This window comes from Micromonospora sp. CNZ309 (assembly GCF_002846525.1).
Genome location: NZ_PJNG01000001.1, coordinates 7,130,353 through 7,154,320 on the forward strand (window position 1 = coordinate 7,130,353; position 23,968 = coordinate 7,154,320).

19 protein-coding genes are annotated in these 23,968 nt (G+C 74.9%); 12 read left to right on the forward strand and 7 right to left on the reverse strand.

Going from position 1 to position 23,968, the window contains the following annotated elements:
• Positions 1 to 153 precede the first annotated feature (153 nt).
• Complete coding sequence (locus CLT72_RS30780) at positions 154 to 1,956, forward strand: DUF6311 domain-containing protein (RefSeq protein ID WP_396801293.1); 1,803 nt, start codon at positions 154 to 156, stop codon at positions 1,954 to 1,956.
• Positions 1,956 to 3,773, forward strand: a complete 1,818-nt coding sequence (locus CLT72_RS30785) for a glycosyltransferase family protein (RefSeq protein WP_486484355.1) — start codon at positions 1,956 to 1,958, stop codon at positions 3,771 to 3,773. Before CLT72_RS30780 ends, CLT72_RS30785 begins: the two co-directional genes overlap by 1 nt.
• A 4-nt stretch (positions 3,774 to 3,777) precedes the next feature.
• Here CLT72_RS30785 and CLT72_RS30790 read toward each other — a convergent pair whose 3' ends face one another.
• On the reverse strand, positions 3,778 to 5,643 hold the full coding sequence (locus tag CLT72_RS30790; RefSeq protein ID WP_101414734.1) for a DUF6311 domain-containing protein: 1,866 nt from the start codon (positions 5,641 to 5,643) through the stop codon (positions 3,778 to 3,780).
• A gap of 106 nt (positions 5,644 to 5,749) precedes the next feature.
• Here CLT72_RS30790 and CLT72_RS30795 point away from each other — a divergent pair, with 106 nt between their 5' ends.
• Entirely contained in the window at positions 5,750 to 7,036 is a 1,287-nt protein-coding gene (locus CLT72_RS30795) for an outer membrane protein assembly factor BamB family protein (protein WP_101414735.1), read from the forward strand.
• 28 nt (positions 7,037 to 7,064) lie between these two features.
• On the opposite strand, the gene CLT72_RS30800 is transcribed toward CLT72_RS30795, so the two are convergent.
• On the reverse strand, positions 7,065 to 8,273 hold the full coding sequence (locus CLT72_RS30800; protein ID WP_486484356.1) for a C39 family peptidase: 1,209 nt from the start codon (positions 8,271 to 8,273) through the stop codon (positions 7,065 to 7,067).
• A gap of 151 nt (positions 8,274 to 8,424) precedes the next feature.
• Here CLT72_RS30800 and CLT72_RS30805 point away from each other — a divergent pair, with 151 nt between their 5' ends.
• From CLT72_RS30805 to CLT72_RS30820, 4 genes are all read left to right on the forward strand, one after another.
• Positions 8,425 to 9,093, forward strand: coding sequence for a response regulator transcription factor (locus CLT72_RS30805; RefSeq protein WP_101414737.1), 669 nt, complete (start codon positions 8,425 to 8,427; stop codon positions 9,091 to 9,093).
• A 192-nt stretch (positions 9,094 to 9,285) separates the two neighbouring features.
• Positions 9,286 to 10,455 (forward strand): sensor histidine kinase, encoded by a 1,170-nt coding sequence (locus tag CLT72_RS30810; protein ID WP_101415475.1) that lies wholly within the window; start codon positions 9,286 to 9,288, stop codon positions 10,453 to 10,455.
• Between the two features lie 229 nt (positions 10,456 to 10,684).
• On the forward strand, positions 10,685 to 11,092 hold the full coding sequence (locus CLT72_RS30815) for a VOC family protein (RefSeq protein WP_101414738.1): 408 nt from the start codon (positions 10,685 to 10,687) through the stop codon (positions 11,090 to 11,092).
• Positions 11,089 to 11,475: a VOC family protein gene (locus tag CLT72_RS30820; protein WP_101414739.1), complete on the forward strand. Its 387-nt coding sequence runs from the start codon at positions 11,089 to 11,091 to the stop codon at positions 11,473 to 11,475. The genes CLT72_RS30815 and CLT72_RS30820 overlap by 4 nt, the downstream gene beginning before the upstream one ends.
• A gap of 52 nt (positions 11,476 to 11,527) precedes the next feature.
• On the opposite strand, the gene CLT72_RS30825 is transcribed toward CLT72_RS30820, so the two are convergent.
• The 4 genes from CLT72_RS30825 to CLT72_RS30840 all read right to left on the reverse strand — a co-directional run bounded on the left by CLT72_RS30825 (position 11,528) and on the right by CLT72_RS30840 (position 17,600).
• On the reverse strand, positions 11,528 to 12,598 hold the full coding sequence (locus CLT72_RS30825) for a hypothetical protein (protein WP_144082357.1): 1,071 nt from the start codon (positions 12,596 to 12,598) through the stop codon (positions 11,528 to 11,530).
• 158 nt (positions 12,599 to 12,756) lie between these two features.
• Complete coding sequence (locus CLT72_RS30830) at positions 12,757 to 14,826, reverse strand: 3-hydroxyacyl-CoA dehydrogenase NAD-binding domain-containing protein (RefSeq protein WP_101414741.1); 2,070 nt, start codon at positions 14,824 to 14,826, stop codon at positions 12,757 to 12,759.
• Positions 14,823 to 16,019, reverse strand: coding sequence for a thiolase family protein (locus CLT72_RS30835; protein WP_089001369.1), 1,197 nt, complete (start codon positions 16,017 to 16,019; stop codon positions 14,823 to 14,825). The genes CLT72_RS30830 and CLT72_RS30835 overlap by 4 nt, the downstream gene beginning before the upstream one ends.
• A 252-nt stretch (positions 16,020 to 16,271) precedes the next feature.
• Positions 16,272 to 17,600 carry a ribonuclease D gene (locus tag CLT72_RS30840; protein ID WP_101414742.1) on the reverse strand — a complete coding sequence of 443 codons (1,329 nt, stop codon included), beginning with the start codon at positions 17,598 to 17,600 and terminating at the stop codon, positions 16,272 to 16,274.
• Between the two features lie 206 nt (positions 17,601 to 17,806).
• Between CLT72_RS30840 and CLT72_RS30845 the strand changes: the two genes are divergently transcribed.
• Complete coding sequence (locus tag CLT72_RS30845) at positions 17,807 to 18,994, forward strand: S1C family serine protease (protein WP_101414743.1); 1,188 nt, start codon at positions 17,807 to 17,809, stop codon at positions 18,992 to 18,994.
• A gap of 76 nt (positions 18,995 to 19,070) precedes the next feature.
• Positions 19,071 to 19,946: a hypothetical protein gene (locus CLT72_RS30850; protein ID WP_101414744.1), complete on the forward strand. Its 876-nt coding sequence runs from the start codon at positions 19,071 to 19,073 to the stop codon at positions 19,944 to 19,946.
• A gap of 17 nt (positions 19,947 to 19,963) precedes the next feature.
• Here the strand turns inward: CLT72_RS30850 and CLT72_RS30855 are convergent, their stop codons facing one another.
• Complete coding sequence (locus CLT72_RS30855) at positions 19,964 to 20,536, reverse strand: DUF3000 domain-containing protein (RefSeq protein ID WP_089001365.1); 573 nt, start codon at positions 20,534 to 20,536, stop codon at positions 19,964 to 19,966.
• 180 nt (positions 20,537 to 20,716) lie between these two features.
• Between CLT72_RS30855 and hemE the strand changes: the two genes are divergently transcribed.
• From hemE to hemQ, 3 genes are read left to right on the forward strand one after another with little or no spacing between them, the layout of a single operon-like run.
• Positions 20,717 to 21,814, forward strand: a complete 1,098-nt coding sequence (gene hemE / locus CLT72_RS30860; RefSeq protein ID WP_199184681.1) for a uroporphyrinogen decarboxylase — start codon at positions 20,717 to 20,719, stop codon at positions 21,812 to 21,814.
• 5 nt (positions 21,815 to 21,819) lie between these two features.
• Entirely contained in the window at positions 21,820 to 23,229 is a 1,410-nt protein-coding gene (hemG, locus tag CLT72_RS30865; RefSeq protein WP_101414746.1) for a protoporphyrinogen oxidase, read from the forward strand.
• A complete protein-coding gene (gene hemQ / locus CLT72_RS30870) occupies positions 23,226 to 23,927 on the forward strand; it encodes a hydrogen peroxide-dependent heme synthase (protein ID WP_101414747.1) in 702 nt (233 codons plus the stop codon). Before hemG ends, hemQ begins: the two co-directional genes overlap by 4 nt.
• The last annotated feature ends 41 nt before the right edge of the window (positions 23,928 to 23,968 follow it).

The following is a 23,968-nucleotide window of genomic DNA, read 5'->3' on the forward strand; positions in this document are numbered from 1 at the left end:
TAGACTCCGCCGACTGTGACGCCTGCCGAGACCCGCGCCGAATCCTGGTCGGAATCCGACGCCGCCGAGGCCCCCGCGTCCGAACCCGTGGCGCCGCCCGTCGACCCCGGTGACCGTACGCCGGACGGGGCCGCCCGCGACGCCGGTCCCGGCGTGGCCGCCGCGACGACCGACGCCGCCACCCCCTCCGGCGGGGCGGACGCCGCGGCCCGGCCCCGACGGTGGGGCCGGCGGCGGCAGGACCTCACGGTCTTCGGCCTGTTCCTGCTCGCCGCGGTGTGGGTGACCAGCCAGATCTGGGTGGACCCGGCCGGCCGGGTGGCCTCGCTCTACAGCAGCGACCCCGCCCAGGTGCAGTTCTTCCTCGCCCACTCGGTACGCGTCGTGCTGCACGGCGAGTTCCCGTTCTTCACCGAGCAGTTCAACTACCCCGACGGGGTCAACCTGATGGCCAACACGGCCATCCTCGCGCTGGGCATCCCGATGGTGCCGGTGACGCTGCTCTTCGGGCCGGCCGTGACCTTCGTGGTGCTGGTCACGCTCGCGCTCGCCGGCACCGCCTCGGCCTGGTACTTCGTGCTCTCCCGGCACGTCGTGCGCAGCCCGCTGGCGGCGGCCGTCGGCGGCTGGTTCTGCGGGTTCTCGCCGGCGATGCTGTCGCACGCCAACTGGCACCCCAACATCATCTCGCAGTTCCTGCTGCCGTTCATCGTCTGGCGGGTGCTGGTCATCACCCGGTCGGCGCGACCGTGGCGCGACGGCGTGCTGCTGGCCCTGATGGTCACCGCCCAGGCGTTCATCAACGAGGAGATCCTGCTCTTCACGGCGCTCGCCTGCGGGGTCTTCCTGCTCGCCGTGCTCGCCCAGCGGCCCGCGCTCTGGTCGACGGCCTGGCGGCCCCTGGCCAAGGCCCTCGCGATCTGCACCGTGCTCGCCGGGTCGCTGCTGGCGTACCCGCTCTACGTCCAGTTCGCGGGGCCGATGGCGTACCACGGCCTGAGCGACGCGGTCCGCGACTACGGCAACGACATCGCGGCCTTCTTCGCCCCCGGCTCGCCGACGATCGGTGGCGACGAACGCGCCAACGTCAACCTCGCGCCGAACTACTCCGAGGAGAACGCCTTCTTCGGCTGGAGCCTCGCCCTGATCGCCGTGGGCATCGTGGCCTGGCTGCGCCGGGAGATGCTCGTGCGGGCGCTCGCCGCGACCGGGGCGTTCTTCGCGGTGCTCTCCCTCGGCGAGCGGGTGTCCTGGTGGCACCGGGAGCTGTTCACCGGGCCCTGGGAGTGGCTGGTCCGGCTGCCGCTGCTCGACGCGGTGGTGCCCACCCGCTTCGGCCTGATCACCAGCGTGGTGGTGGGCATCCTGCTGGCGCTGGCCGTCGAGCGCTCCCGGGCGCTGCCGCTGGAGCGGCGGACGCTGCGTACGCTCACCGTGGCCGGCCTCGTCCTCGCGCTGCTGCCGATCGCGCCGATGCCGCTGAAGGTGACCTCCCGCCCGCCGGTGCCGGACTTCATCACCGCCGACCGGTGGCGCGGCTACGTCGGTGCGGACCAGACCCTGGTGCCGATCCCGGTGCCGAACATGGGCCACACCCACGGCATGCGCTGGGCCGCCTCCACCAACCTCGACTTCAAGATCCCCGGCGGCTACTTCCTGGCGCCGCGCAACGGCAACACCGGCGACCCCGGCCGCTTCGGCGGCCGGCCCAGCGGCGTCGGGCAGCTGCTGGAGGAGGTCGCCTCGACCGGCCGCATCCCGAAGCTGGACGACCGGCAGCGCCGCCGCTCCCTCGACGAGCTGCGGCACTGGCGGGCGGCCATCCTCGTGCTCCCGGTCGGCCAGCACCACTCCGAGCAGCTGCGGCGCACCGTCGAGCAACTGGTCGGCCCTGGCCGGCGGGAGCTGGACGTCTGGGTCTGGGACGTCCGGGCGCTGACGGACCGACCGGCCTGATGGCCGCCCCGGCGGCGACCGGCACCGCCGAGGCGACACCCGCCCGGCGGTCCCGCCGGCTGCCGGTACGCGCGCCGGACGCGCTGGTCGTCGCCGGCTACCTCGCCCTGGCGGTGCTGCTGACCGTCGGCCAGTGGGGCCGCCCCGGGCGGCTGTTCCACCAGGCCGGCGACCAGATCCTCTTCGAGTGGATGCTGGCCCGCGCGGCCCGGGCGGTGACCCGCCTGGAGAACCCGCTGTACAGCGCGGAGCTGAACGCCCCGGACGGGGTGAACCTGATGGCCAACACCTCCGTGCTGGGTCTGGGGGTGCCGCTGACGCCGGTCACCCTGCTCTTCGGCTCGCAGGTCGCGTTCCTGGTGGCCGTGGTCTGCTGCCTCGCCGGCACCGCGACCGCCTGGTACGCGCTGCTGCGCCACCGGCTGGTCGACTCCCGGGCCGCGGCGGCCGTCGGCGGGCTCTTCTGCGGCTTCGCCCCCGGCATGGTCGCGCAGGCCGGGGCGCACCTGCACATGGCGGCGCAGTTCCTCGTGCCGGTGATCCTGGCGCTGGTGTTCCACCCCGACCCGCGCCGGCTGCGGCGGCACGGCACGCTGCTCGGGCTGCTGGTGGCGTACCAGGTCTTCCTCGGCGAGGAGGTGGCGTTCTTCCTGGTCCTCGCCGCCGGCACGTTCACGTTGGCGTACGCGGCGGCCGACCGGGCGACGGCACGCCGGCTGGTACCCGCGCTGCTGGGCCGGCTCGCGATCGGGGTGACGGTCGCGCTGCCGCTGCTGGCGTACCCGCTGTGGTTCCAGTTCTTCGGCCCCGGCCACTACCGGGGGATGCCCTTCCACGCGTACGGCTACCAGCTCGACGCCGCGTCCTTCACCGCCTCGGCACGGCAGACGGTGCTCGGTGACGACCATCTGCCCGGCCTGCTCGCGCCGAACCCCACCGAGGAGAACTCCTTCTTCGGCCCCGGGCTGCTGGTGCTCGCCGTGGTGATCGTGATCTGGCTGTGGCGCCGGCCGCTGGTGCGCGCGTTGGCCGCCTGCGGGCTGCTCTTCGCGCTGCTCTCGCTGGGCGAGCAGGTCCGCCTGGACGGCACCTCCACCGGCATTCCCGGGCCGTACCGGCTGGTCGCCGAGCTGCCGCTGCTCGACCACGCGGTGCCGGCGCGCTTCCCGCTGGTCTGCGTCCCGGTGCTGGGCATCCTGCTCGCCCTCTCCCTGGACCGGCTGCGCCCCGAGGCCGGGGCGGGCCGACTGCGCCCCGAGGCCGGGGCCGAGGCCCGGGTGGGTGCCGTGCCGGTGCGGCTGCTCTGGGGCGGGGCGGTGGCCGCCGCGCTGCTGCCGCTGATCCCCACCCCGATCCGGACCGTGCCGGCCTGGCCCGTGCCGGCGTTCGTGGCCGAGGGCGGCTGGCGGGCCCACGTGCCGCCGGGCCGGACCCTGGTCCCGGTGCCGCCGGTGACCGGCGCCGGGGTCAGCCCGGCGATGCTCTGGTCGGCCCGCACCGGACTGGCCTTCCCGGCTCCGGGCGGCTACTTCATCGGCCCCCGGGCCGCCGACGATCCGACCGCGCGGTGGGGCGCCCCGGACCGCCCCACCGCCGCGCTGCTGCGCCGGGTCGCCGAGACCGGCGAGGTGCCGGTGGTCACCGACGAGCACCGTCGCCAGGCGGTCGAGGACCTGCGCCACTGGCGCGCCGCCCTGGTGGTCCAGGGCGGCCTGCACCACGGCGACCCGGTCCGGCGTACGGTCGACGCGCTCCTCGGCCCCGGCCGCGAGGTGGCCGGCGCCCACGTCTGGGACGTCCGCCCCCTGGTCGGCTGAGCCGTCAGCCCACCAGCGGCCGGACGTCCCAGAGCCAGACGTCGTCGACGCGCTGGGGCGGGCCGATCAGCGCCGTCATCAGCTCTCGCAGGGCCGCCTCGCGCGGATGCGCGCCGAGCACGACCACGGAGGCCCGCCAGAAGCGCAGGTCCTCGACCGCCTGGCGGCGGTTCTCCTCGGTGAGCGCGGGCACCGCGTTCTTGTCCATCGTGGAGTAGATCAGGGTGCTGGTCGGCCGGTTCGGCGCGCCGAAGACACCCTCGCCCCGCTCGTTCGGCCCGATGAAGTAGCCGCCCGGGATCGGGAACGCGTGCTGCGTCAGAGCGCTCCAGCGCAGCGTGGGCAGGCCGTGCACGTTGCTCGGGATCGGCACCGGCACCAGCGTCCGGCCGTCCGGCACGTACGGGCGCCAGCCGCCGGCGGTGATGAAGTGCGGCGGCGGCTCGACGGGCTGCGCCGGCAGCGGGCGCGGGAACAGCGGCAGCACGGCGAGCGCGACGGCCGCGTACCCGACCGGGCGCAGCCAGCGCCGTCGCGGCCCGGCGGCGTCGGCACCGGCCGCGCTGTCGTCGGTGCCGGCGCGGGGGGCCGGCACCGACGGGCGGCCGCTGCGGGCGACGGTGTCCCAGGCCAGGGCGAGCAGCACGCCGAGCGCCGCCGCCACCACCAGGGCCAGCCGGGTCGGCATCATCATCTCGACCAGCGGCAGGTCGTCGGAGATGTAGGCCCAGGGACCGTCCGTATCCGTCTCCACCCCGTTGATCCGCACCTTCGGACCGATCGAGGCCACCGTGAACACCACCACCAGCACGGCGAGGATCCGGGCGGCGAGGGAGCGGCGGACCAGCAGCGCCAGGGCGACCACCGACAGCAGCACCAGCGGCCAGCCGAACCAGGTGTTCTGCTCGGTGAGCCCGATGGTCTTCTCCACGGCCTCGTCGCCCGCCACGGTGTCCCGTGCGAAGGTGACGAAGGCGGCCAGGTCCTCGCCCCAGCTGTGGAACACCCCGCCCTGCAAGCCCCGGTAGGACTGCGGGCCGTTGAACTGGAACCAGATCGGGTAGGCCGTCAGCAGCAGCGCCAACCCGCCGCCGACGCCGAGCGCGGCGGCGAAGGTGCCGGCCACCGCCCGCGTCCGCGCCGGGCGCATGATCGCGTACGCGAGCACGACGACCAGGCAGGCCAGCGCGGTGAGCAGCAGCATCTCCTCGTTGATGAAGATCTGGTACGCCACCAGCAGGCCGAGCACGATGCCGTTGCGCCGCCACCGGCCGGGCTCGCCGAGCCGGAGCACCCGCACCACGATCAGCGGCAGCAGGAAGTTCGACACGAAGTTGGGCTGGCCGTTGGCGTGGTGCACGATGCCCGGCGCGAAGCCGAGGAACGCGCCGCCGACGAAGGCCGCCGCGCGGGAGCGCACCAGGTGCCGCGACAGCATCCAGTACGACGTGCCGGCGGTCGCGGCCAGCGCGCCGCCCAGGTAGAGCGCGTACATGACCTGCGGGCCGAGGAGCATGGTCAGCGGCGCCAGCGGCAGCGTCACCCCGAGCAGCGAGGTGTTCGCCATCATGTTCACCCCGTCCGGGGCGTTCTGCCGCTCGGTGAACAGCGGGTTCTCCAGGTGCCGCACCGAGTACGCGCCGTGCGAGAAGAGCCACTCGAACCAGCTGTGGTCGGTGGGCAGGTGCGACGACACCCGGTTGTGCACGTCCGCCCAGTAGTTCAGGCACACGAGAACGCCGAGCAGGACATAGGCTCCGATGGCCAGTACGTCGGCGCGGGAGGGCCGACGCCGCAGCCGGCGCGTCGGCTCGGCCGCGACGGGCTCGGAGACGGAGTTCAGCGAGGGGTCTACCACCGGCACAGCCACGACGCGCCATCGTACAGGCGCGCCGGCGTCGCTTTTGCCTCAGCCGGTGCCCCCACGGCCGATTTGCCGGCCCGCCGGAGGCCGGGTGTGACGGGGAGGACGGCACGTGACGCTCATCGACCTCGGCGAGGTGCGCGACGAGCCGGAGCGGGAGGCGCCGGCGCCCCGCCCGCCCCGCGCCGTCGGCAGGCCGCTGCGGATCGCGCTGGCGCTCGCGTTCCTCCTGGCCACCGTGGCGGCGGCCGCGCCGGTGTCGGCACGGGTCGCACTCGTCGTTCCGGCCCGCCTCGGGGCGGAGGCGTTCCCGCACGGCGACCGGCTCTACGTCGTCGAACCGGCCGAGGGGGAGCCCGAGGGGACCGTCGAGGTGCGCGCGTACGCCCTGCCCGCACGGGCGCCGGCGGACGCCGGCCCGCCCGATCCGCTCTGGCGTACCCGGCTCGTGGCGGCCGGCCGGTTCTGGCACGTCCAGACGGGGCCGGGGACGGTGCTGTTCTCCATCACCGGGGACCAGGACGACGGGCAGACGGTGGCCCTCGACGACGGGACCGGCCGCGAACGCTGGCGGCAGCCCGGCCATCCCTGGTCCGACCCGACCGGGATCCTGCTGATGCAGACCGGCGGGCCGCACGGCGGCACCGTACGGTCGGTGGATCCGGCCTCCGGCCGGGCGCTGTGGTCGGTGCCGACGCCGCCCGAGGCCGCGACGTACGCCCTGCGCGACGGGCGCGTCGAGCGGATCGTGCTGGCCCCCGCCACGGGCCGTGTCGAGGTGCGCGACCCCCGCTCCGGCGCGCTGGTGCACGCGGCGGACCTGGGCCTCGGCGAGGCGTCCGGGCACGTGGTGGTGGCGCACGACCTGCTGCTGGTCGTCCGGCCGCCGCAGGGCGTGGTGACCGCCTACGGGCTGGACGGGCTGCGGCGGCGCTGGGAGGCGCGCGTGCCCATGGTGGAGCACGTCAACGAGTGCGGCGAGCTGCTGTGCGCGCCCGGCGGGAACAGGTTCGTCGCGCTCGACCCGGCGACCGGCGCGCAGCGGTGGACCGGCGAGCGGTGGTTCGGGGTGCTGGCGACCCGGGGCGACCGGCTCCTGGCGGTCGCGCCCGGGCCCCTCGGCGACCGGTTGGGCGTGCTCGACGCGGCGACCGGCCGGCAGGTGGCCGACCTGGGCAGCTGGCAGCTGCTGCCCTGGTATCCCGACGAGCGGCTCCTGACCGTGCGGCCGGCCGTCGCCGGCGGCGGGCTGGTGGTGGCCGAGCTGGACGTCGTTGCCGGTCGGGCCGGGGTGCTGGACGTGCTCCGGGAGGCCTCCGGCAACTGCCGCAGCCGGGCCGACACGGTGGTGTGCCGGCTGCGCACCGGCGAGCTGGGCGTCTGGCGCTATCCCGGCTGAGCCCGCCGCGCGGCGAGCACCGGCGTGGTCACCAGTTGGGCTGCTCCGGTGCCGGGGGCAGCGGCACGCCGGGCGGCCGGAGCACGTACGCCACCCCGCCGCTGCCGCCCTGCCAGGCGGCCTCGAAGCGGTCCCGGTCGACGATCCGGCGCACCGCGTCGTCGTCCGGCGCGTACGGGTCGTTGAGCACCGGAGCACCCGTGTCGGTGAAGCCCACCAGCACCATCAGGTGCCCGGCGGTGTCGTAGTCCAGCCCGGGCACCTGGCCGGCGGTGAACGCGGCGGAGACGATCAGCGGGATGCCGGCGGCCACGAACGCCTCCGCCTCGGTCAGCGAGCGCAGCCGGGTGACGAAGGCGTCCACGCCGTGCAGGCCCGCGTACGCGGTGTTGAACGCCCAGTTGCCGGCCCCGGCGTAGGCGTGGTCGTAGCAGTGCCGCGCGGCGTGCACCACCACCGGGCGGGGGCCGGCCGGGGCCACCCACGCGTACCGGGTCGGGGCCGGGGCGGCACCCCAGAAGGCCAGCACCATCGAGGTGCAGGTGGGGCTGCACCAGGAGTCTCCGCCGCCGCCCCACTGCGGGTGGCTGCCGGCGTGCAGCCGCTGCGAGTAGCGCGGCACGTCCAGCACGGTGCCCCAGCCCGTGGGTGGGGCGTCCTCCCCGGCCAGGCGGGACGGTCCGGTCGTCGCCGCCGGGCGGGGGCCGGCGGCGACCGCCCCGACCGCGCGCAGCACCGGGGTCGCGTCGGCGTCCTCCGGTCGGAGCAGGGTCACCCGCACCTGCCAGCCGGTGACCGTCGCGTCCGTCACCAGCAGGGTGTCGGTGTCCACCCGGGCGTCGGCGTCGCGCTGCCCCGGCACGGTCGTCCGGCGGATCGCGTGGTCGTCGGCCGCCCAGTCGGCGAGGACGTACCACCCGGTGGCCGGGGCGTCGTCGTGCCAGCCGCGCAGCTCCACGCGCAGCCAGCAGTCGCCGGGGGTCTCGCCGGTCCACGAGGGCACCACGTCGCGTACGGCGAAGCCGACCGGCACCGGCGGGGACGTCCAGCTGCCGGCCGCGTACCGGCGGGTGCGGCCGTCGGCGTCGGTGTGCTCGAGCCGGTCGGCCGGGTCGGCCAGTTCGAGGCCGCGCCCGCCCGCGCGCAGCCCGGACAGGTCGCCCAGCCCGGCGTCGTCGGGGAGGCGGAAGCCCCGGTAGGTGACGTCCCGCCGGATCGTCGGCGCCGCGTCGGTCATGCGTCTCCCCGTCCGTCGCACGAAGCTTGGTGCCGAGAGCATCGCGTACGACGAAGGTTTTCTGCAACGGGGTCGGCCGGGGACGGCGGGTGCGGCCGGGTTTGGCTACCGCCACTAGGTTGTCAGTGGTCAGGGGCGCGAGGAGGCCGGGATGCGGGTACTGGTGGTCGAGGACGAGCGCAACCTCGCCGACGCGATCGCGCGGGGGCTGCGTAAGCGGGGCATGGCGGTGGACGTCGCCTACGACGGCGACAGCGGCCACGAGATGGCGTTCGTCACCCGGTACGACGTGGTGGTGCTGGACCGGGACCTGCCCGGCGTGCACGGCGACCAGATCTGCGCGGAGCTGGCCGCCTCCGGCACCCTGACCCGGGTGCTGATGCTGACGGCCAGCGGCACCGTCGCCGACCGGGTGGAGGGGTTGCAGCTCGGGGCCGACGACTACCTGCCGAAGCCGTTCGCCTTCGACGAGCTGGTGGCCCGGGTGCAGGCCCTCGGCCGCCGGGCCACCCCGGCCGCGCCGCCGGTGCTCGAACTCGCCGACCTGGTCCTCGACCCGGCCCGCCGGGTGGCCACCCGGGGCGGGCAGCCGGTCGACCTGACCAACAAGGAGTTCGGCGTGCTCTGCGAGCTGCTCAAGGCGCGCGGCGCGGTGGTCTCCAGCGAGGAGCTGCTGGAACGGGTCTGGGACGCCAACACGGACCCGTTCACGACGATCGTCCGGGTCACCGTGATGACGCTGCGCAAGAAGCTCGGCGACCCGCCGCTGATCGAGACGGTGGTCGGCGCGGGCTACCGCACGGCGGAGCCGTCGGCATGAGCGCGAGGAGTGAGCCGGTCCTGCGAGCCCCGCAGTCGCGAACGAAGGTGGGCTTGTGAGCGCGAGGAGTGAGCCGGTCTTGCGAGCCCCGCAGTCGCGAACGAAGGTGGCAAAGTGAGCGCGAGGAGTGAGCCGGTGCTGAAGGCCGGGCGGTCGCGGACGAGGGCCGACGCCGCGAGTCGGCGGACCCGGCTGCGGCCCACGCTACGGCTGCGGTTGACCCTGCTCAACGGGGTGCTGCTGGTCGGCGCGGGCGCGATCCTGGTGCTGCTGGCCTGGCTGCTGGTCCGCGACGCGCTGCGACCGACCGACGAGCTGCTGCCCGGCACCACGGTGGTGCTGGCCGACGGCCGGTCGCTGGACGCCGCACAGTGGCAGCGTCAGCTGGTCGACGCCGCCAGCGGGGAGCTGCTGGTCAAGGGGCTGGTGGCGCTGCTGGCGATCAGCGTCGTCGGGGTGGCCGGCGCGTACGCGGTCGCCGGGCGGGCGCTGCGCCCGCTGCACCAGGTCACCGCCACCGCCCGCCGGCTCGGCGAGACGACGCTGGACCAGCGCATCGGCTACTCGGGCGCCGACGACGAGGTCGCGGAGCTGGCGGCGACCTTCGACGAGATGCTGGACCGCATAGCCGCCGCGTTCGAGGCGCAGAAGCGGTTCGTGGCGAACGCCTCGCACGAGCTGCGGACCCCGCTCGCGGTGATGCGCACCGAGATCGACGTGACGCTCAGCGACGACGAGGCGGACGCGGCCGAGTACCGCCGGATGGCCATGGTGGTCCGGGACGCCTCCGAGCGGGCCAACGGGCTCGTCGACGCCCTGCTGGTGCTCGCCCGCAGCGAGGCCCAGGCGGGCCGCCGGCTGGGCCGGCGCACCGAGTGCGACCTCGCCGCGGGCACCGCCAACGCCCTGTCGGCGGTACGCCGGGAGGTGGAGCGGATCAAGCTGCGGGTGCAGACCTCGCTGGAGTCCGCGCCCGTCGTCGGCGATCCCGGGCTGCTCGACCGGCTGGCGGGCAACCTGATCGAGAACGCGATCCGCTACAACCATCTGCACGGCCGGCTCTGGGTGCGTACGGGGTCGGACGGGTGCCGGTCGTGGCTGGTGGTGGGCAACACCGGCTTCGAGGTGGACCAGGCCGACGTGCCCGGCCTGTTCGAGCCGTTCCGGCGCGGCGGCCGGGAGCGTACCGGCGCACGCGGCTCCGGGCTCGGGCTCTCCATCGTCCGGGCGGTCTGCGACGCGCACGGCGGCACCGTGAAGGTGATCGCTCAGGCCGGCGGGGGGTTGGAGGTCACGGTGACCCTGCCGGCGGCGGAGGCCGCACCGGCGATCACCGCCGAGGAGCCGGCGGCCCGTCGCTGACGGGGCCGGCGGGGGTGCGGCTCACGCCGCGGGGGGTTAGGGCTCGCGCCGTGGGGGTGCGGCTCGCGCTGCGGGGGTTGCGGCGGGAGCCGGCCCGGTGGAAGGATCATGGCGTCAGCACGAGGACCGGAGGGGGGTGCGTCGATGTCCACCGTCATGACTTCCGCGCCCCGTCCCGCCGGCTGACTCTCACGCACGCGGGGCGCCTCCATCCCTAGCGGAGGAACCCGTGCATCCACGGATCCAGAACATCAGTTTCGACTGCCACGACACCTACGCCCTCGCCGGCTTCTGGTCGGCGGTGCTCGGGTACGCCCGGCACGCCGACGACGCCCCGGGCGATCCGGAGGCGGTGCTGCTGCCCCCGGACGACACCACCCCGCACGTCTTCTTCCAGCGGGGTTCCGAGGCCAGGACGGTCAAGAACCGGGTGCACGTCTGCCTGCGACCGACCGGCCGGACCCGGGAGCAGGAGGTCGAGCGGGTGATCGGCCTCGGCGCGGTCCCGGTGAGCGACCGCCGGCGCGCCGACGGTACGGGCTGGGTGGTGCTCGCCGACCCGGAGGGCAACGAGTTCTGCGTCCTGCGCGGCGCGGCGGAGCGGGCGGGTACGACCACCGAGGAGGAACACCCGTGAGCGCACGGATCCACAACGTCAGCATCGACTGCCGTGACACGTACGCGCTGGCCGGCTTCTGGGCGCAGGTCTTCGACTGCCCCCGCCAGCCGGACGACTTCCCCGGCGACCCGGAGGCCATGCTGCTGCCCCCGGGTGGCCCGGAGGTGCTCTTCGTGGCGGTGCCCGAGGGCAGGCAGGTGAAGAACCGCCTCCACCTCGACCTGGAGCCGGTCGACCGGACCCGGGACGAGGAGGTGGCGCGCCTGCTGGCCATCGGTGCGACCCAGGTCGCCGACCAGCGCCGTGCCGACGGCTCGGGCTGGGTGGTGCTCGCCGACCCGGAGGGCAACGAGTTCTGCGTGCTGCGCAGCGCCGCCGAGCGGGCCGCCACGGCGGCCTGACGCGAGGGGCCCGTCCACGTCGTGGGCGGGCCCCTCCGCGCTGCCGTACGGCTCAGTACTTCTGCTCGATCTGGCCCCGGATGGCGACGAACTCCGCCGCCGAGGCGGCCGCGGAGGAGAAGAACATCACGATCATGCCGACGCTGCCGTGGTCGGCCCACGCACAGACGCCCAGGGGGACGCCGGCGGACTCGCCGTCGCCGCACTTGGCCAGGCCGCCCTGCGGTCCCGGGGCGATGGTGGTCATCTTCGTGACGGCGAGGTCCTTGGAGATGCCCTTGATCGCGTCGTCGAGCTCCCGCTCGGGGTTGAGCACGAAGGACGCGGCGGCGATCACCATGACCATGTTCCGCTCGTCGGCGCTGCCGTAGAAGGCGCCGGCCACGCCGGTCTCGCCGTTCACCGAGGCCCGCAGCTCGCGGACCATGTCGTCGGCGGCCTTGCGCAGGGTCGGCTCGGTGCTCTTCGGGCGGCCCGCGAGCGTCTCCGGCGTGACGACCCGGATCTGCGGGGCGTCGCTGGACGACTCCGGTGACGGGGCGGCCTCGGACGACGTGGCGGCGCTCGGGGTGGCGCTCGACGCCGCGGCGCTCGGGGACGCGCTCGGCGTGGGCCGGGGGTCGGCGCCCTGATCGCCGTCGTAGGCGAGGTAGGCGATGCCGCCGCCGCCGAGGCAGAGCACCAGGAGCCCGACCAGGCCCAGGGTCAGCATCAGCTGGTGGGGCCTCGCCGGCTGGCCCGCGCCCTGCGCCGGCGGCGCGTAGCCCGCGTACGGGCTGGTGGGGACGCCGGCCTGGGGCGTGACGGGGTAGCCGCCGTAGGGCTGGGTGGGGTGCGGCTGGGCCGGTGGGCCGGAGTACGGCTGGGCCGGTGGGCCGGAGTACGGCTGGGCCGGTGGGCCCGAGTGCGGCTGGGCCGGTGGGCCCGAGTACGGCTGGGTCGGCGCGGGACCGGGGTGCGGCGTGGCGGGCCACCCCCCGCCGGACGGGTGCTGGCCGCCGGGCGGGGGAGTCCAGCCGTCGGCGGGCGGCGCCGGGTAGCCGTCGGGCCGCGGCGGGTGGAAGTCGTAGTGCGTGTCGTGCTCCGGCTGCCCGGACCAGGGATCGACCGGCGGTTGGGACATGATCAGCTCCAGGCGAGTCTGCGAACGGGTGATCGTAGCCAGCCACGGCACGGTACCGCTGTCCCGATCCCGACCGTATCGGCCGCAACGACGATCGCGGTGGCCACCACCATCCAAGCTGGACGGGGCAACCACCGCGAACGCGGGGGTGGTGCGGATCAGGCGGGCAGGCTGGCCACCCCGTGCGGCAGGAACCGGCGGCCGGTGACCCGCTCGGAGGTGCCGGTCCGGTCCAGGTACGGCGTGACGCCACCCAGGTGGAACGGCCAACCCGCGCCGAGGATCATGCACAGGTCGATGTCCTGCGCCTCGGCGACGACGCCCTCGTCGAGCATCAGCCGGATCTCCTGCGCCAGCGCGTCGAGCGCGTTCTGGCGTACCTGCTCCTCGGTGAGCGGCTGGTCGCCGACCACGAGCAGCTTGGCGACCTCGTCGTTGATCTGGTCGTCGACGACGATCGGCTGGCCCGAGTCGGCGATCCGCTTGAGGTTCTCGCTGACGCCGAAGCGGTCCGGGAACGCGGCGTGCAGGGTGCCGCCCACGTGGTACGCGACGGCCGGCCCGACGAGCTGGAGCAGGGCCAGCGGTCGCATCGGCAGGCCCAGCGGGTCCAGCGCCCTGTTCGCCACCTCCAGCGGGGTGCCGGCGTCGACGGCCGCGAACACGGCGCCCAGGAACCGGGTGAGCAGCCGGTTGACCACGAACGCCGGGGCGTCCTTCACCAGCACGCTCGACTTCTTCAGCTGCTTGCCGACCGCGAACGCGGTGGCGAGCGTGGCGTCGTCGGTGCGCTCGCCCCGGACGATCTCCAGCAGCGGCAGCACCGCGACCGGGTTGAAGAAGTGGAAGCCGACCACCCGCTCGGGGTGCTCCAGCTCCTCGGCCATCGCGGTGATCGACAGGCTGGAGGTGTTGGTGGCGAGCACCGCCTCCGGCTTGACGATCTTCTCCAGCTCCGCCCAGACCTGCTTCTTGACGCCCAGGTCCTCGAAGACGGCCTCGATGACGAAGTCGGCGTCCGCGAAGACGCCCTTGTCGACCGAGCCGCTGACCAGGCCGTACAGCTTGGCGGCCGTGCCCTTGTCCATCCGGCCCTTGCTGACGGCCTTCTCGATCTGGGTGTGCACGTAGCCGACGCCCTTGTCGACGCGGGCCTGGTCCAGGTCGGTCATGACGACCGGCACCTGGAGGCGGCGGGCGAAGAGCAGCGCGAGCTGGCTGGCCATCAGGCCGGCACCGACGATGCCCACCTTGGTGACCGGGCGGGCCAGGCCCTTGTCCGGCGCGCCGGCCGGCCGCTTGGCCCGCCGCTGCGCCAGGTCGAACGCGTACAGGCCGCTGCGCAGCTCCTCGGAGAAGACCAGGTCCGCGAGGGCCTCGTCCTCGGCGGCGGTGCCGGTGGCGAAGTCGGCGTCCTTCGCCGTCTCCAGCAGGTCCAGCGCCTTGTAGGCGGCCGGGACCGCGCCGTGCAGCCGCGCGTCGAGGGTCTGCCGGGCGAAGTAGAGCACGCCCGCCCACATGTCCTTGTCGACCTCGGGCCGGGTCACGGTGACCTCGCCCCGGACCACGCCGGCGGCCCACTCCAGGGATCGCTCCAGGAAGTCCGCCGGCTCCAGCAGGACGTCCGCGATGCCCATCTCGGCGGCCTGCTTCGGCTTGAGCATCTTGTTCTGCATCAGCGGGTTCTGGATGATCACCTGGGTCGCGGCCGGGATGCCGATCAGGTTCGGCAGCAGCTGCGTGCCGCCCCAGCCGGGGACCAGGCCGAGGAAGACCTCGGGCAGCGCCAGCGCCGCCGCGCCGCCGGAGAGCGTCCGGTAGTGGCAGTGCAGGGCCAGCTCAAGGCCGCCGCCCATCGCCGCGCCGTTGACGAAGGCGAAGGTCGGGATCTCGCTGTCCTTGAGCCGGGCGAAGACCCGGTGGCCGAGCCGGCCGATCTCCAGCGCCTGCTCGCGGTCGGCGAGCTGCGGGAGGCTGGTGATGTCCGCGCCCACGCAGAAGACGTACGGCTTGCCGGTGACCGCGACGAACGCCGGGTTCGCGGCCAGGGCGGCGGTGATCGCCTCGTCCAGGCTGGTCAGGCCGCCCGGGCCGAAGCTGTTCGGCTTGGTGTGGTCGAAGCCGTTGTCGAGGGTGATGAGGGCGGCCGGCCGGTCCAGCCCCGGTACGTTCACCTGGCGCAGGAGCGCCCTGGTGACGACCTCGTTCGTAGCGGCGAGCGCGCTCACTTGTCTCCACCCTCCCAGTGGGGGTTCTCCCAGATCACGGTGCCGCCCATGCCGATGCCGATGCACATGGCGGTGACGCCGTAGCGGACCTCGGGGTGCTCGGCGAACTGCCGGGCGAGCTGGGTCATCAGCCGCACGCCCGAGGACGCGAGCGGGTGCCCGATGGCGATCGCGCCGCCCCACGGGTTGACCCGCGGGTCGTCGTCGGCGATGCCGAAGTGGTCGAGGAAGGCGAGCACCTGCACGGCGAACGCCTCGTTCAGCTCGAACAGGCCGATGTCGTCGATGGTCAGGCCGGCGAGGCGCAGCGCCTTCTCGGTCGACGGGATCGGGCCGACGCCCATCACCTCGGGCTCGACGCCGACGAAGCCGAACGACACCAGCCGCATGGCGACCGGCAGGCCCAGCTCGCGGGCGACGTCCTCGGAGGCGAGCAGGCTGGCGGTGGCGCCGTCGTTCAGGCCGGCCGCGTTGCCGGCGGTGACCTTGCCGTGCGGGCGGAACGGGGTCTTCAGGGTGGCGAGCTTCTCCAGCGAGGTGTCCCGGGGCGCCTCGTCGACCGTGGCCATGCCCCAGGCGTTCTCCTCGTCGCGGACCGCCACCGACACCAGGTCGTCCTGGAGCTTGCCGTTGGCGTACGCCTTGGCGGTCTTCTGCTGCGAGGCGAGCGCGAACGCGTCGGTGCGCTCCTTGGTGATGTGCGGGACCCGGTCGTGCAGGTTCTCCGCGGTCGCGCCCATGACCAGCGCGGACGGGTCGACCAGCTTCTCGGCGACGATCCGCGGGTTGGGGTCGACGCCCTCGCCCATCGGGTGGCGGCCCATGTGCTCGACGCCGCCGGCGATGGCGACGTCGTAGGCGCCCATGGCGATGCCGCTGGCGACGGTGGTCACCGCGGTCATGGCGCCGGCGCACATGCGGTCGATGGCGAAGCCGGGGACGGTCTTGGGCAGGCCCGCCAGCAGGGCGGCGGTCCGGCCGATGGTCAGGCCCTGGTCGCCGATCTGGGTGGTGGCGGCGATCGCGACCTCCTCGACCCGCTCCGGCGGCAGCTGCGGGTTACGGCGCAGCAGCTCGCGGATGCAGCGGATCACCAGGTCGTCGGCGCGGGTGTTGGCGTACATGCCACCCGCCTTGCCGAACGGGGTACGGACGCCGTCGACGAAGACGACATCCCGAACTTCACGGGGCACTTGAGCCTCCTCTTCGACCACGATTCGGCCGCCGCGCCGACGGGCGGCACCACGGACGGAACGAAGGTCGCCGGCACGGGCGTGTTCCCCCGGATGCTACTCGCCAGTAACCATCGCCGGCACCCGCCCCCGTGTGGCCCACCCCACACCACCCTGCCATCGGCCGGCTCGTTGATCATGAAGTTGTCGTGCCGACCCACCGGGTTGGGCGACAACAACTGCATGAAAACGGGAAGGCCGGGGGAGGGAGGGTCAGGGGGCGGGGGGTGGATCCGTGAGGGCCTCGGCGAGAGCGGGGAGGAGGAGGGCGATCTGCCATTCGCGGGCGTTGAGGCCCCGGAGGGTCTCCGCGACCGTCGCCTCCGTGACCTCCTCCGGGGGCACCCAGGCCAGCCGGCGGATCGAGTCGGGGGCGATCAGGTTCTCGGGCGGCAGCTGGTGCGCGCCGGCGACGCGGACCACCACCTCCCGGCAGCGGGCCAGCCGGGCCGCCGCCACCGGGTCCCGTTCGGCCCAGCGGTGCGGCGGCGGGGGACCCTCGACCGTCGGGGCGACCGGCAGCGCGTCGTCGGGCAACTGCCGCGCGTCGTCCAGCGCGGCCAGCCAGGTGCGGGCCAGCCGACGCACCGAGCGACCGCCGAAGCCGGGCAGGGTGAGCAGGGTCTTCTCGTCCTTCGGATCCAGCTCCGCCGCCGCGACGATGGCCGAGTCCGGCAGCACCCGCCCGGGAGCGGCGTCGCGCCGGGCGGCGATCTGGTCCCGCGCGTACCAGAGGGAACGGACGCGGGCCTGCGCCCGTGCCCCACGCACCCGGTGGATGCCGGACGTGCGACGCCACGGCTCGGCGCGTGCCCGTGGCGGGCGGGCCCCGGTGCGCACCAGCGCGGCGAACTCCTCCGCCGCCCACGCGGACTTGCCCTGCCGGGTCAGCTCCTCGTCGAGCGCGTCGCGCAGGTCGACCAGCATCTCCACGTCGAGCGCCGCGTAGGTCAGCCAGGACTCCGGCAGCGGGCGGCTCGACCAGTCGGCTGCCGAGTGGTGCTTCTCCAGGCTGAACCCGAGTAGCTGCTCGGTCAGCGCGGCCAGGCCGACCCGCTCGAATCCGGCCAGCCGGGCGGCCAGTTCGGTGTCGAACAGCCGGCGCGGGCGCAGCCCCAGCTCGGCCAGGCAGGCCAGGTCCTGGCTGGCCGCGTGGAGCACCCACTCGGCCTCGCCGATCACCGTGTCGAGGGTGCTCAGGTCGGGCAGCGGCAACGGGTCGATCAGCGCCGTGCCGGAACCGGCCCGACGCAGCTGCACCAGGTAGGCACGCTGGCTGTAGCGGTAGCCCGAGGCGCGTTCGGCGTCCAGGGCGACAGGGCCGCTGCCCGCCGCGAAGCGGGCCACGACCTCGGCAAGCTCGTCGGGCGTGGCGGCCGGCTGGGGTGTGCCCTCGCGCGGAGCGGTCAGCGGCACGGGCCCGTCGGCGGTCGGTTCGGTCCCCGCGGCCTCCGGCTCCGGTCGGGCCGACGGCGGGTGGGGCGCATCGTTTCCCGTACGGCTTTCGGCGGGCCGACGGCGCAGGGGTGGTTCGTCGGTCACCTGACAACCCTAGTGCGCGACGCGACGCGGTGGGTGAAGCCGGTCCGGTGTGTGTCGACGGGACGACCGCCACGCGTACCCGCAGGAGCCGGACATAGGGGAAGACAAAGACCGTTGGCGCAGGTACGGTCCATCGAGCCGTTGCGCGGGTAGGGCATCATCAGGTCCCGGAACGGAGCGGGGCGTCTACGGGGAGGGCAAGGCGAATGACTGCTGGCTACGGGTCGGCGGACACGGGCCCGGCGGGACCGGGCGACAGCGGGTTCCCGCGGGGGACGGCTCGTCCCGGGCCCCTGCCGCCCCGGATCGAGCCGGCCGCCCCCGCGTACCTGCCGCCGGGCGCTCCCGGGCAGCCCTCGCCCGCCTGGTCGCCGCCGGCCCAGCCGGGCCAGTGGGGCGCGGCCCCGGCCAACGCGCCCGCCCCGGCCGCCACGCCCGCCGCCGGTGGCTGGCGGCAGGGCGGCGCGCCGTCCACGACCCCGGGCCCGTCGTCGCCGCCCGGGAACCCGCCGGGGCCCGCCTGGCCCCCCGCGTCCGGGCCGGTGCCGTCGGGCGTCGCCGCCCCGGGCCACCCCCAGGGTCCCGGGCCGGGCCAGCCCTACCCCGTCCCGGCGACGAGGGGGCGCGGGCTCACCTTCGCCGCGCTCGTGCTCGCCGGCCTGCTCGCCGTGGTGACGGGCGTGCAGGCGTACCAGATCAACCGCCTCTCGAACCGGCTGGGCGACACCGACAGCAAGGTGGCGGCGGGGCAGGCGGCCGACAGCACCCGGCTCGACGGCCTGGAGTCCCGGGCGGGGGCACTGGAGAAGCAGGCCGGCGCCGCGTTCAACCCGGAGGCCGTCGCCAGCGCCGTGCTGCCCAGCGTGTTCCGGGTCCGGGCCGGCAACTCCACCGGCACCGCGTTCGCGATCGGCAAGCCGGCCGCGGGCGGGGGCACCAACCTGTTCACCAACTACCACGTGGTGGACGCGCTCTGGCAGACCGGCGAGCGCGAGGTCTTCCTGGAGCGCACCGACCAGCGCTTCCCGGCGACCATCGTCCGGGTCGACGAGGCGAACGACGTGGCCCACCTGCGCACCAACGGCAAGTTCACCGGCCTGGTCGCCGCGCCCGCCGCCGTGAAGTCCGGGCAGCAGATCGTGGTCGTCGGCGCGCCGCTCGGCCTGGAGGACAGCGTCACCACCGGCGTCGTGAGCGCCTTCCGTCAGGCCGGCGGCGGCGAGGGCCCGGTCATCCAGTTCGACGCCCCGATCAATCCCGGCAACTCCGGCGGTCCGGTCATCAACGGCAGCAAGCAGGTCGTCGGCATCGCCACGGCCAAGGCCCGTGACGCCGAGGGGATCGGCCTCGCCGTACCCATCAAGGTGGCCTGCGACGGCTTCAAGATCTGCTGACCCCGTCAGCGCCCAACCCACCCCCTCGGCCCGGCGGAGCACGCCGCCCGGACCAGCACACGTGGAGGAAGAACGAATGTCCCAGCCACCGACCGGGCCGGAGGGCTACCCGCCGTACCCGCCGGCCGCGCCCGGTCAGCCGCCGTCGGGCGGCGCCCCGCACGGCACCACCTACGGCAGCCCGCGCCAGTACTCGCCCGAACAGCCGGACGCCGGCCAGCAGTACGCCGCGACCCCGCAGCAGTACAACCCGGCCCCGTCCGCCGGTTACCCGCAGTCCGCGCCGCCGGCCCCGTCCGCCGGCTACCCGCAGTCCGCGCCGCCGGCCGGACCCTCCGGTTACCCGCAGTCCGCGCCGCCGGCGTCGCCCGGCTACGGCCCCGGCAGCGCGTCGCCGCATGCCGGGCAGGCCTCCGGCGGGCCGGCCTTCGGGCAGCCGATGTCGGTCCCCCCGGCCTCCGGTCCGGCCTTCGGGCAGCCGATGTCCACGCCGCCCGGCTCCGCCCCGCCCTTCGGCGCCCCCGCGCCGAGTGGCCCCGGCAAGAGCCACAAGGTGCTGATCCTGGCGGTCGTGGCCGGGCTGCTCTTCGTCCTGGGCGGGGTGATGACCGGCCTGTTCGTGTCGACCACGAACGAGCTGGACCGGACCGAGAAGAAGATGGCCAGCGAGGTCAGCCAGCGCGACGGCACCATCGCGGCGAACGGCAAGGAGATCGAGAAGCTCAAGACCGATCTCCAGGCGGTCCGGGACAAGCTCGGCGACACCGAGCAGGACCTCACGGGCACCCGCAACGACCGGGACGAGCAGGCCCGGCAGAAGAAGGTCATCGCGAGCTGCCTCGACAAGCTCACCACCGCGCTCGCCGCGGCGGCGAACGGCAACAAGTCGGCCTACGACAAGGCCATCCAGGGCATGGACAAGGTCTGCAACGAGGCCGAGAAGTATCTGTGAGGTGACCCGAACCGGGGTCAGGCCGCGCCGGCGGGGCGACGCTCCGGCAGCGCGGTCACCCCGGGCGGGGGAAGCCCGGCGGTGGAGGCCAGCAGCGCGCACCACGCCAGCAGGTGCGGGCCGAGGTCGTCGTCGACCGGCGTCCAGGAGGCGCGGATCTCGATGTCGCCGGCCGCCGGCGGGCCGGCCAGGTCACCGAACCGGGTCGACAGGGTCTGCGTGATGGTGCCGCCGATCGCCCGGTGCCGCGCGTCCTGCGCCTCCAGGGCGTCGGTCAGCCACGTCCAGCCCACCCCCGGCAGCAGCGGATCGGCGGCCAGGTCGACCTCCAGCTCCGCCGTCACGTAGGTGACCAGCCGCAGGGTGCCCTGCCACGCCTCGTGGCCGGCCGGATCGTGCAGCAGGATCAGCCGCCCGGAGGCCACCTCGTCGCCGTCGCGTCCGACGGTGGCGGAGAGCGCGAAGGCGTACGGCGCGAGCCGCTGGGGGGCGCCGACCTCCTCCAGCACGATCTCCGACCGGGGCGCCGCGGACCGCAGCCCGGTGACCGCGCGGGCGAAGGTCTCCGGGAGCGCGATCGGGGGGGCCATGCCGGCAGCCTATGCCGCAAGCCGCCCGCCCGCCCGAGAGGCGCGCCGAGGCCGCCCACGCCGTGACCCCTACCGCCTGGGACAGGGGTCCCTCGGCACCCGCGCCCCGCCGGGCCGACCGGGTCACAAAAGGCGGCGGTGCCGGCTGCCTTCCGCGTCCCGCGTGGCACGATGGCCGCGATGAGCACCACGACGACGGGCGCCGACGCCCGAGACGAAGACCCCCGTCCCGGCGGTCCGGCCGACTCGCCCTTCGTCCGGGCCTGTCGTCGCCAGCCCGGCCCGCACACCCCCGTCTGGTTCATGCGCCAGGCCGGCCGGTCGCTACCGGAGTACCGCGCGATCAGGGCCAACGTGGGGATGCTGGAGTCCTGCCGCCGCCCCGACCTGGTCACCGAGATCACCCTCCAGCCGGTACGCCGGCACGGGGTGGACGCCGCGATCCTGTTCAGCGACATCGTGGTGCCGGTCGCCGCCGCCGGGGTGGACCTCGACATCGTGCCCGGCACCGGCCCGGTGGTCGCCGAGCCCGTACGCACCCTGACCGACGTGGAACGGATCCGACCGATCACCCGCGACGACGTCTCCTACGTGGACGAGGCGGTGCGGCTGCTCGTCGCCGAGCTGGGCGACACCCCGCTGATCGGCTTCGCCGGCGCGCCGTTCACCCTGGCCAGCTACCTGGTCGAGGGCGGGCCGTCGCGGACCCACGCGAAGACCAAGGCCCTCATGTACGGCCAGCCGGAGCTGTGGCACGCGCTCTGCGGCCGGCTGGCCGAGGTGACGCTGGCGTTCCTGCGGGTCCAGGTGGCCGCCGGGGTCTCCGCCGTGCAGCTGTTCGACTCGTGGGCCGGCGCGCTGTCGGAGGCCGACTACCGCCGCTTCGTGCTGCCGCACTCGGCGGGCGTGCTGGCCGGGCTGGCCGACGCGGGCGTGCCCCGGATCCACTTCGGGGTGGGCACCGGCGAGCTGCTCGCCGCGATGGGCGAGGCCGGCGCCGACGTGGTGGGCGTCGACTGGCGTACGCCGCTGGACGCGGCGACCCGGCGGATCGGGCCGGACCGGGCGGTGCAGGGCAACCTCGACCCGTGCGTGCTGTTCGCGCCGTGGCCGGTCGTCGAGGCCGAGGTCCGGCGGATCCTGGAGCAGGGCCGGGCCGCCCCCGGGCACGTGTTCAACCTGGGGCACGGGGTGCTGCCGGAGACCGACCCCGACGTGCTGACCCGGGTGGTCGCCCTGGTGCACGAGCTGTCCGCCCAGTCGGGCGACCGGGGCTGAGCGGCATGCGGGCGCCGTGGCGGGTGGCGGTGGTCGGCGGCGGGATCGCGGGGCTGGCCGCCGCGGTCCGGTTGCGCGACCGCGCTCCCGCCGGCACCGAGATCACGGTGTACGAGCAGTCCGGCCGGCTCGGCGGCAAGCTGCGCACCGGCGAGCTGGCCGGCTCACCGGTGGAGTTCGGCGCCGAGTCGTTCCTGATGCGCGACCCGGCCGGGGGCGAGTCCGCCGCCGTGGCCCTGGTCCGCCGGCTCGGCCTCGGCGAGCGGATCGTGCACCCCACCGTCGGGCAGGCCGCGCTCGTCGTCGACGGGGGGTTGCGCCCGATCCCGGGCGGCACGCTGGTGGGCGTACCCGGGGACCTGGAGCGGGTGACCACGGTCGCGCGGCCGGCGGCGGACGCCGACCCCGACGCCGGCCGACCGCTGCTCGGCGCGGACGACGACGTCTCCGTCGGCGCGCTGGTGCGCGCCCGGTTCGGCGACGAGGTGGTCGACCGGCTGGTCGACCCGATGCTCGGCGGCGTCTACGCCGGCCGGGCCGACGACCTGTCCCTGGTGACCACCATGCCGGCGCTGGCCCGGGCCGCCCGGGTGGAACACACCCTGGTCGGCGCGGTGCGCGCCGCGCAGGCGGCGGCCCCCCGCGCGCCCGGGGCGCCGGTCTTCGGCACCCTGGCCGGCGGGCTCAGCACCCTGGTCGAGGCCGCGGCGGCGGCCAGCGGGGCGACGGTCCGGCGGGGCGCGGCGGTCCGCGAGCTGACGCCGGCCGGCCCCGGGTGGCGGTTGACCGTCGGCTCCACCCGGGACGCGGAGCTGGTCGACGTCGACGCCGTGGTGCTGGCCGTGCCGGCCCGCCCGGCGGCCCGGCTGCTCGCCGGCTGGGCGCCGCGGGTGGCCGAGGGCGTCGGCGGGCTGGACTACGCCAGCGTCGCGCTGGTCACCCTGGCGCTGCCCGAGCCGGAACTGCCGGAGCTGTCCGGCTTCCTGGTGCCGAGCACCGAGGGCCTGCTGATCAAGGCGTCGACCTTCTTCACCACCAAGTGGGGCCACCTGCGCCGCACCGACGGGCTGGCGCTGGTCCGCGCCTCGGTGGGCCGCTACGGCGAGGAACGGCAGGTGCAGCGCACCGACGAGGACCTGGCCGCCACCGTGCACCGGGAGCTGTCGGCGGTGCTCGGTGTGCCGCTGCCCGCACCGGTCGCCGGTCACGTGCAGCGCTGGGGCGGGTCGCTGCCGCAGTACACCCCCGGCCACGGCGACCGGGTGGCCGTCGCGCGGGCGGCGCTGCGGGCGGGCCACCCGACGCTGGTCCTGGCCGGTGCCGGGTACGACGGGGTCGGCATCCCGGTCTGCGTCCGCTCCGGCGAGACGGCGGCCGAGGAGATCATCACAGCACTGGGAGGATCGGGGACATGACCGAGCAGACCAACGCGGCCCGGCTGCGGGAACTCAACGACAGCATCCGCTACACGATGTGGTCGGTGTACCGGGCCAGCAGCCCGCTGCCGTCGCTGCGTGAGAACGTCACCGGCGAGGTCGAGGCCCTCTTCGCGGAGCTGGCCGGCAAGGACGTGGTGGTCCGCGGCACGTACGACGTCTCGGGGCTGCGCGCCGACGCCGACCTGATGATCTGGTGGCACTCCGCCTCCAGCGACGACCTCCAGGACGCGTACCTGCGGTTCCGTCGCACCACGCTGGGCCGGGCGCTCACGCCGGTCTGGTCGCAGATGGCCCTGCACCGGCCGGCGGAGTTCAACAAGAGCCACATCCCGGCGTTCCTGGCCGGCGAGGAGGCGCGCTCCTACGTCTGCGTCTACCCGTTCGTCCGCTCCTACGAGTGGTACCTGCTGCCGGACGCCGAGCGACGCGAGCTGCTCGCCGAGCACGGCAAGATGGCCCGCGGCTACCCGGACGTGCGGGCCAACACGGTCGCCTCGTTCGCGCTCGGCGACTACGAGTGGATGCTGGCGTTCGAGGCCGACGAGCTGCACCGCATCGTCGACCTGATGCGCGACCTGCGGGGCTCCGGCGCCCGCCGGCACGTCCGGGAGGAGATCCCGTTCTACACCGGCCGCCGTCGCTCGGTCGCCGACATCGTCAACTGCCTGGTCTGACGCGCGGGCCGGCCGGGGTCGCGTCCCGGAGGGAGTGGGAC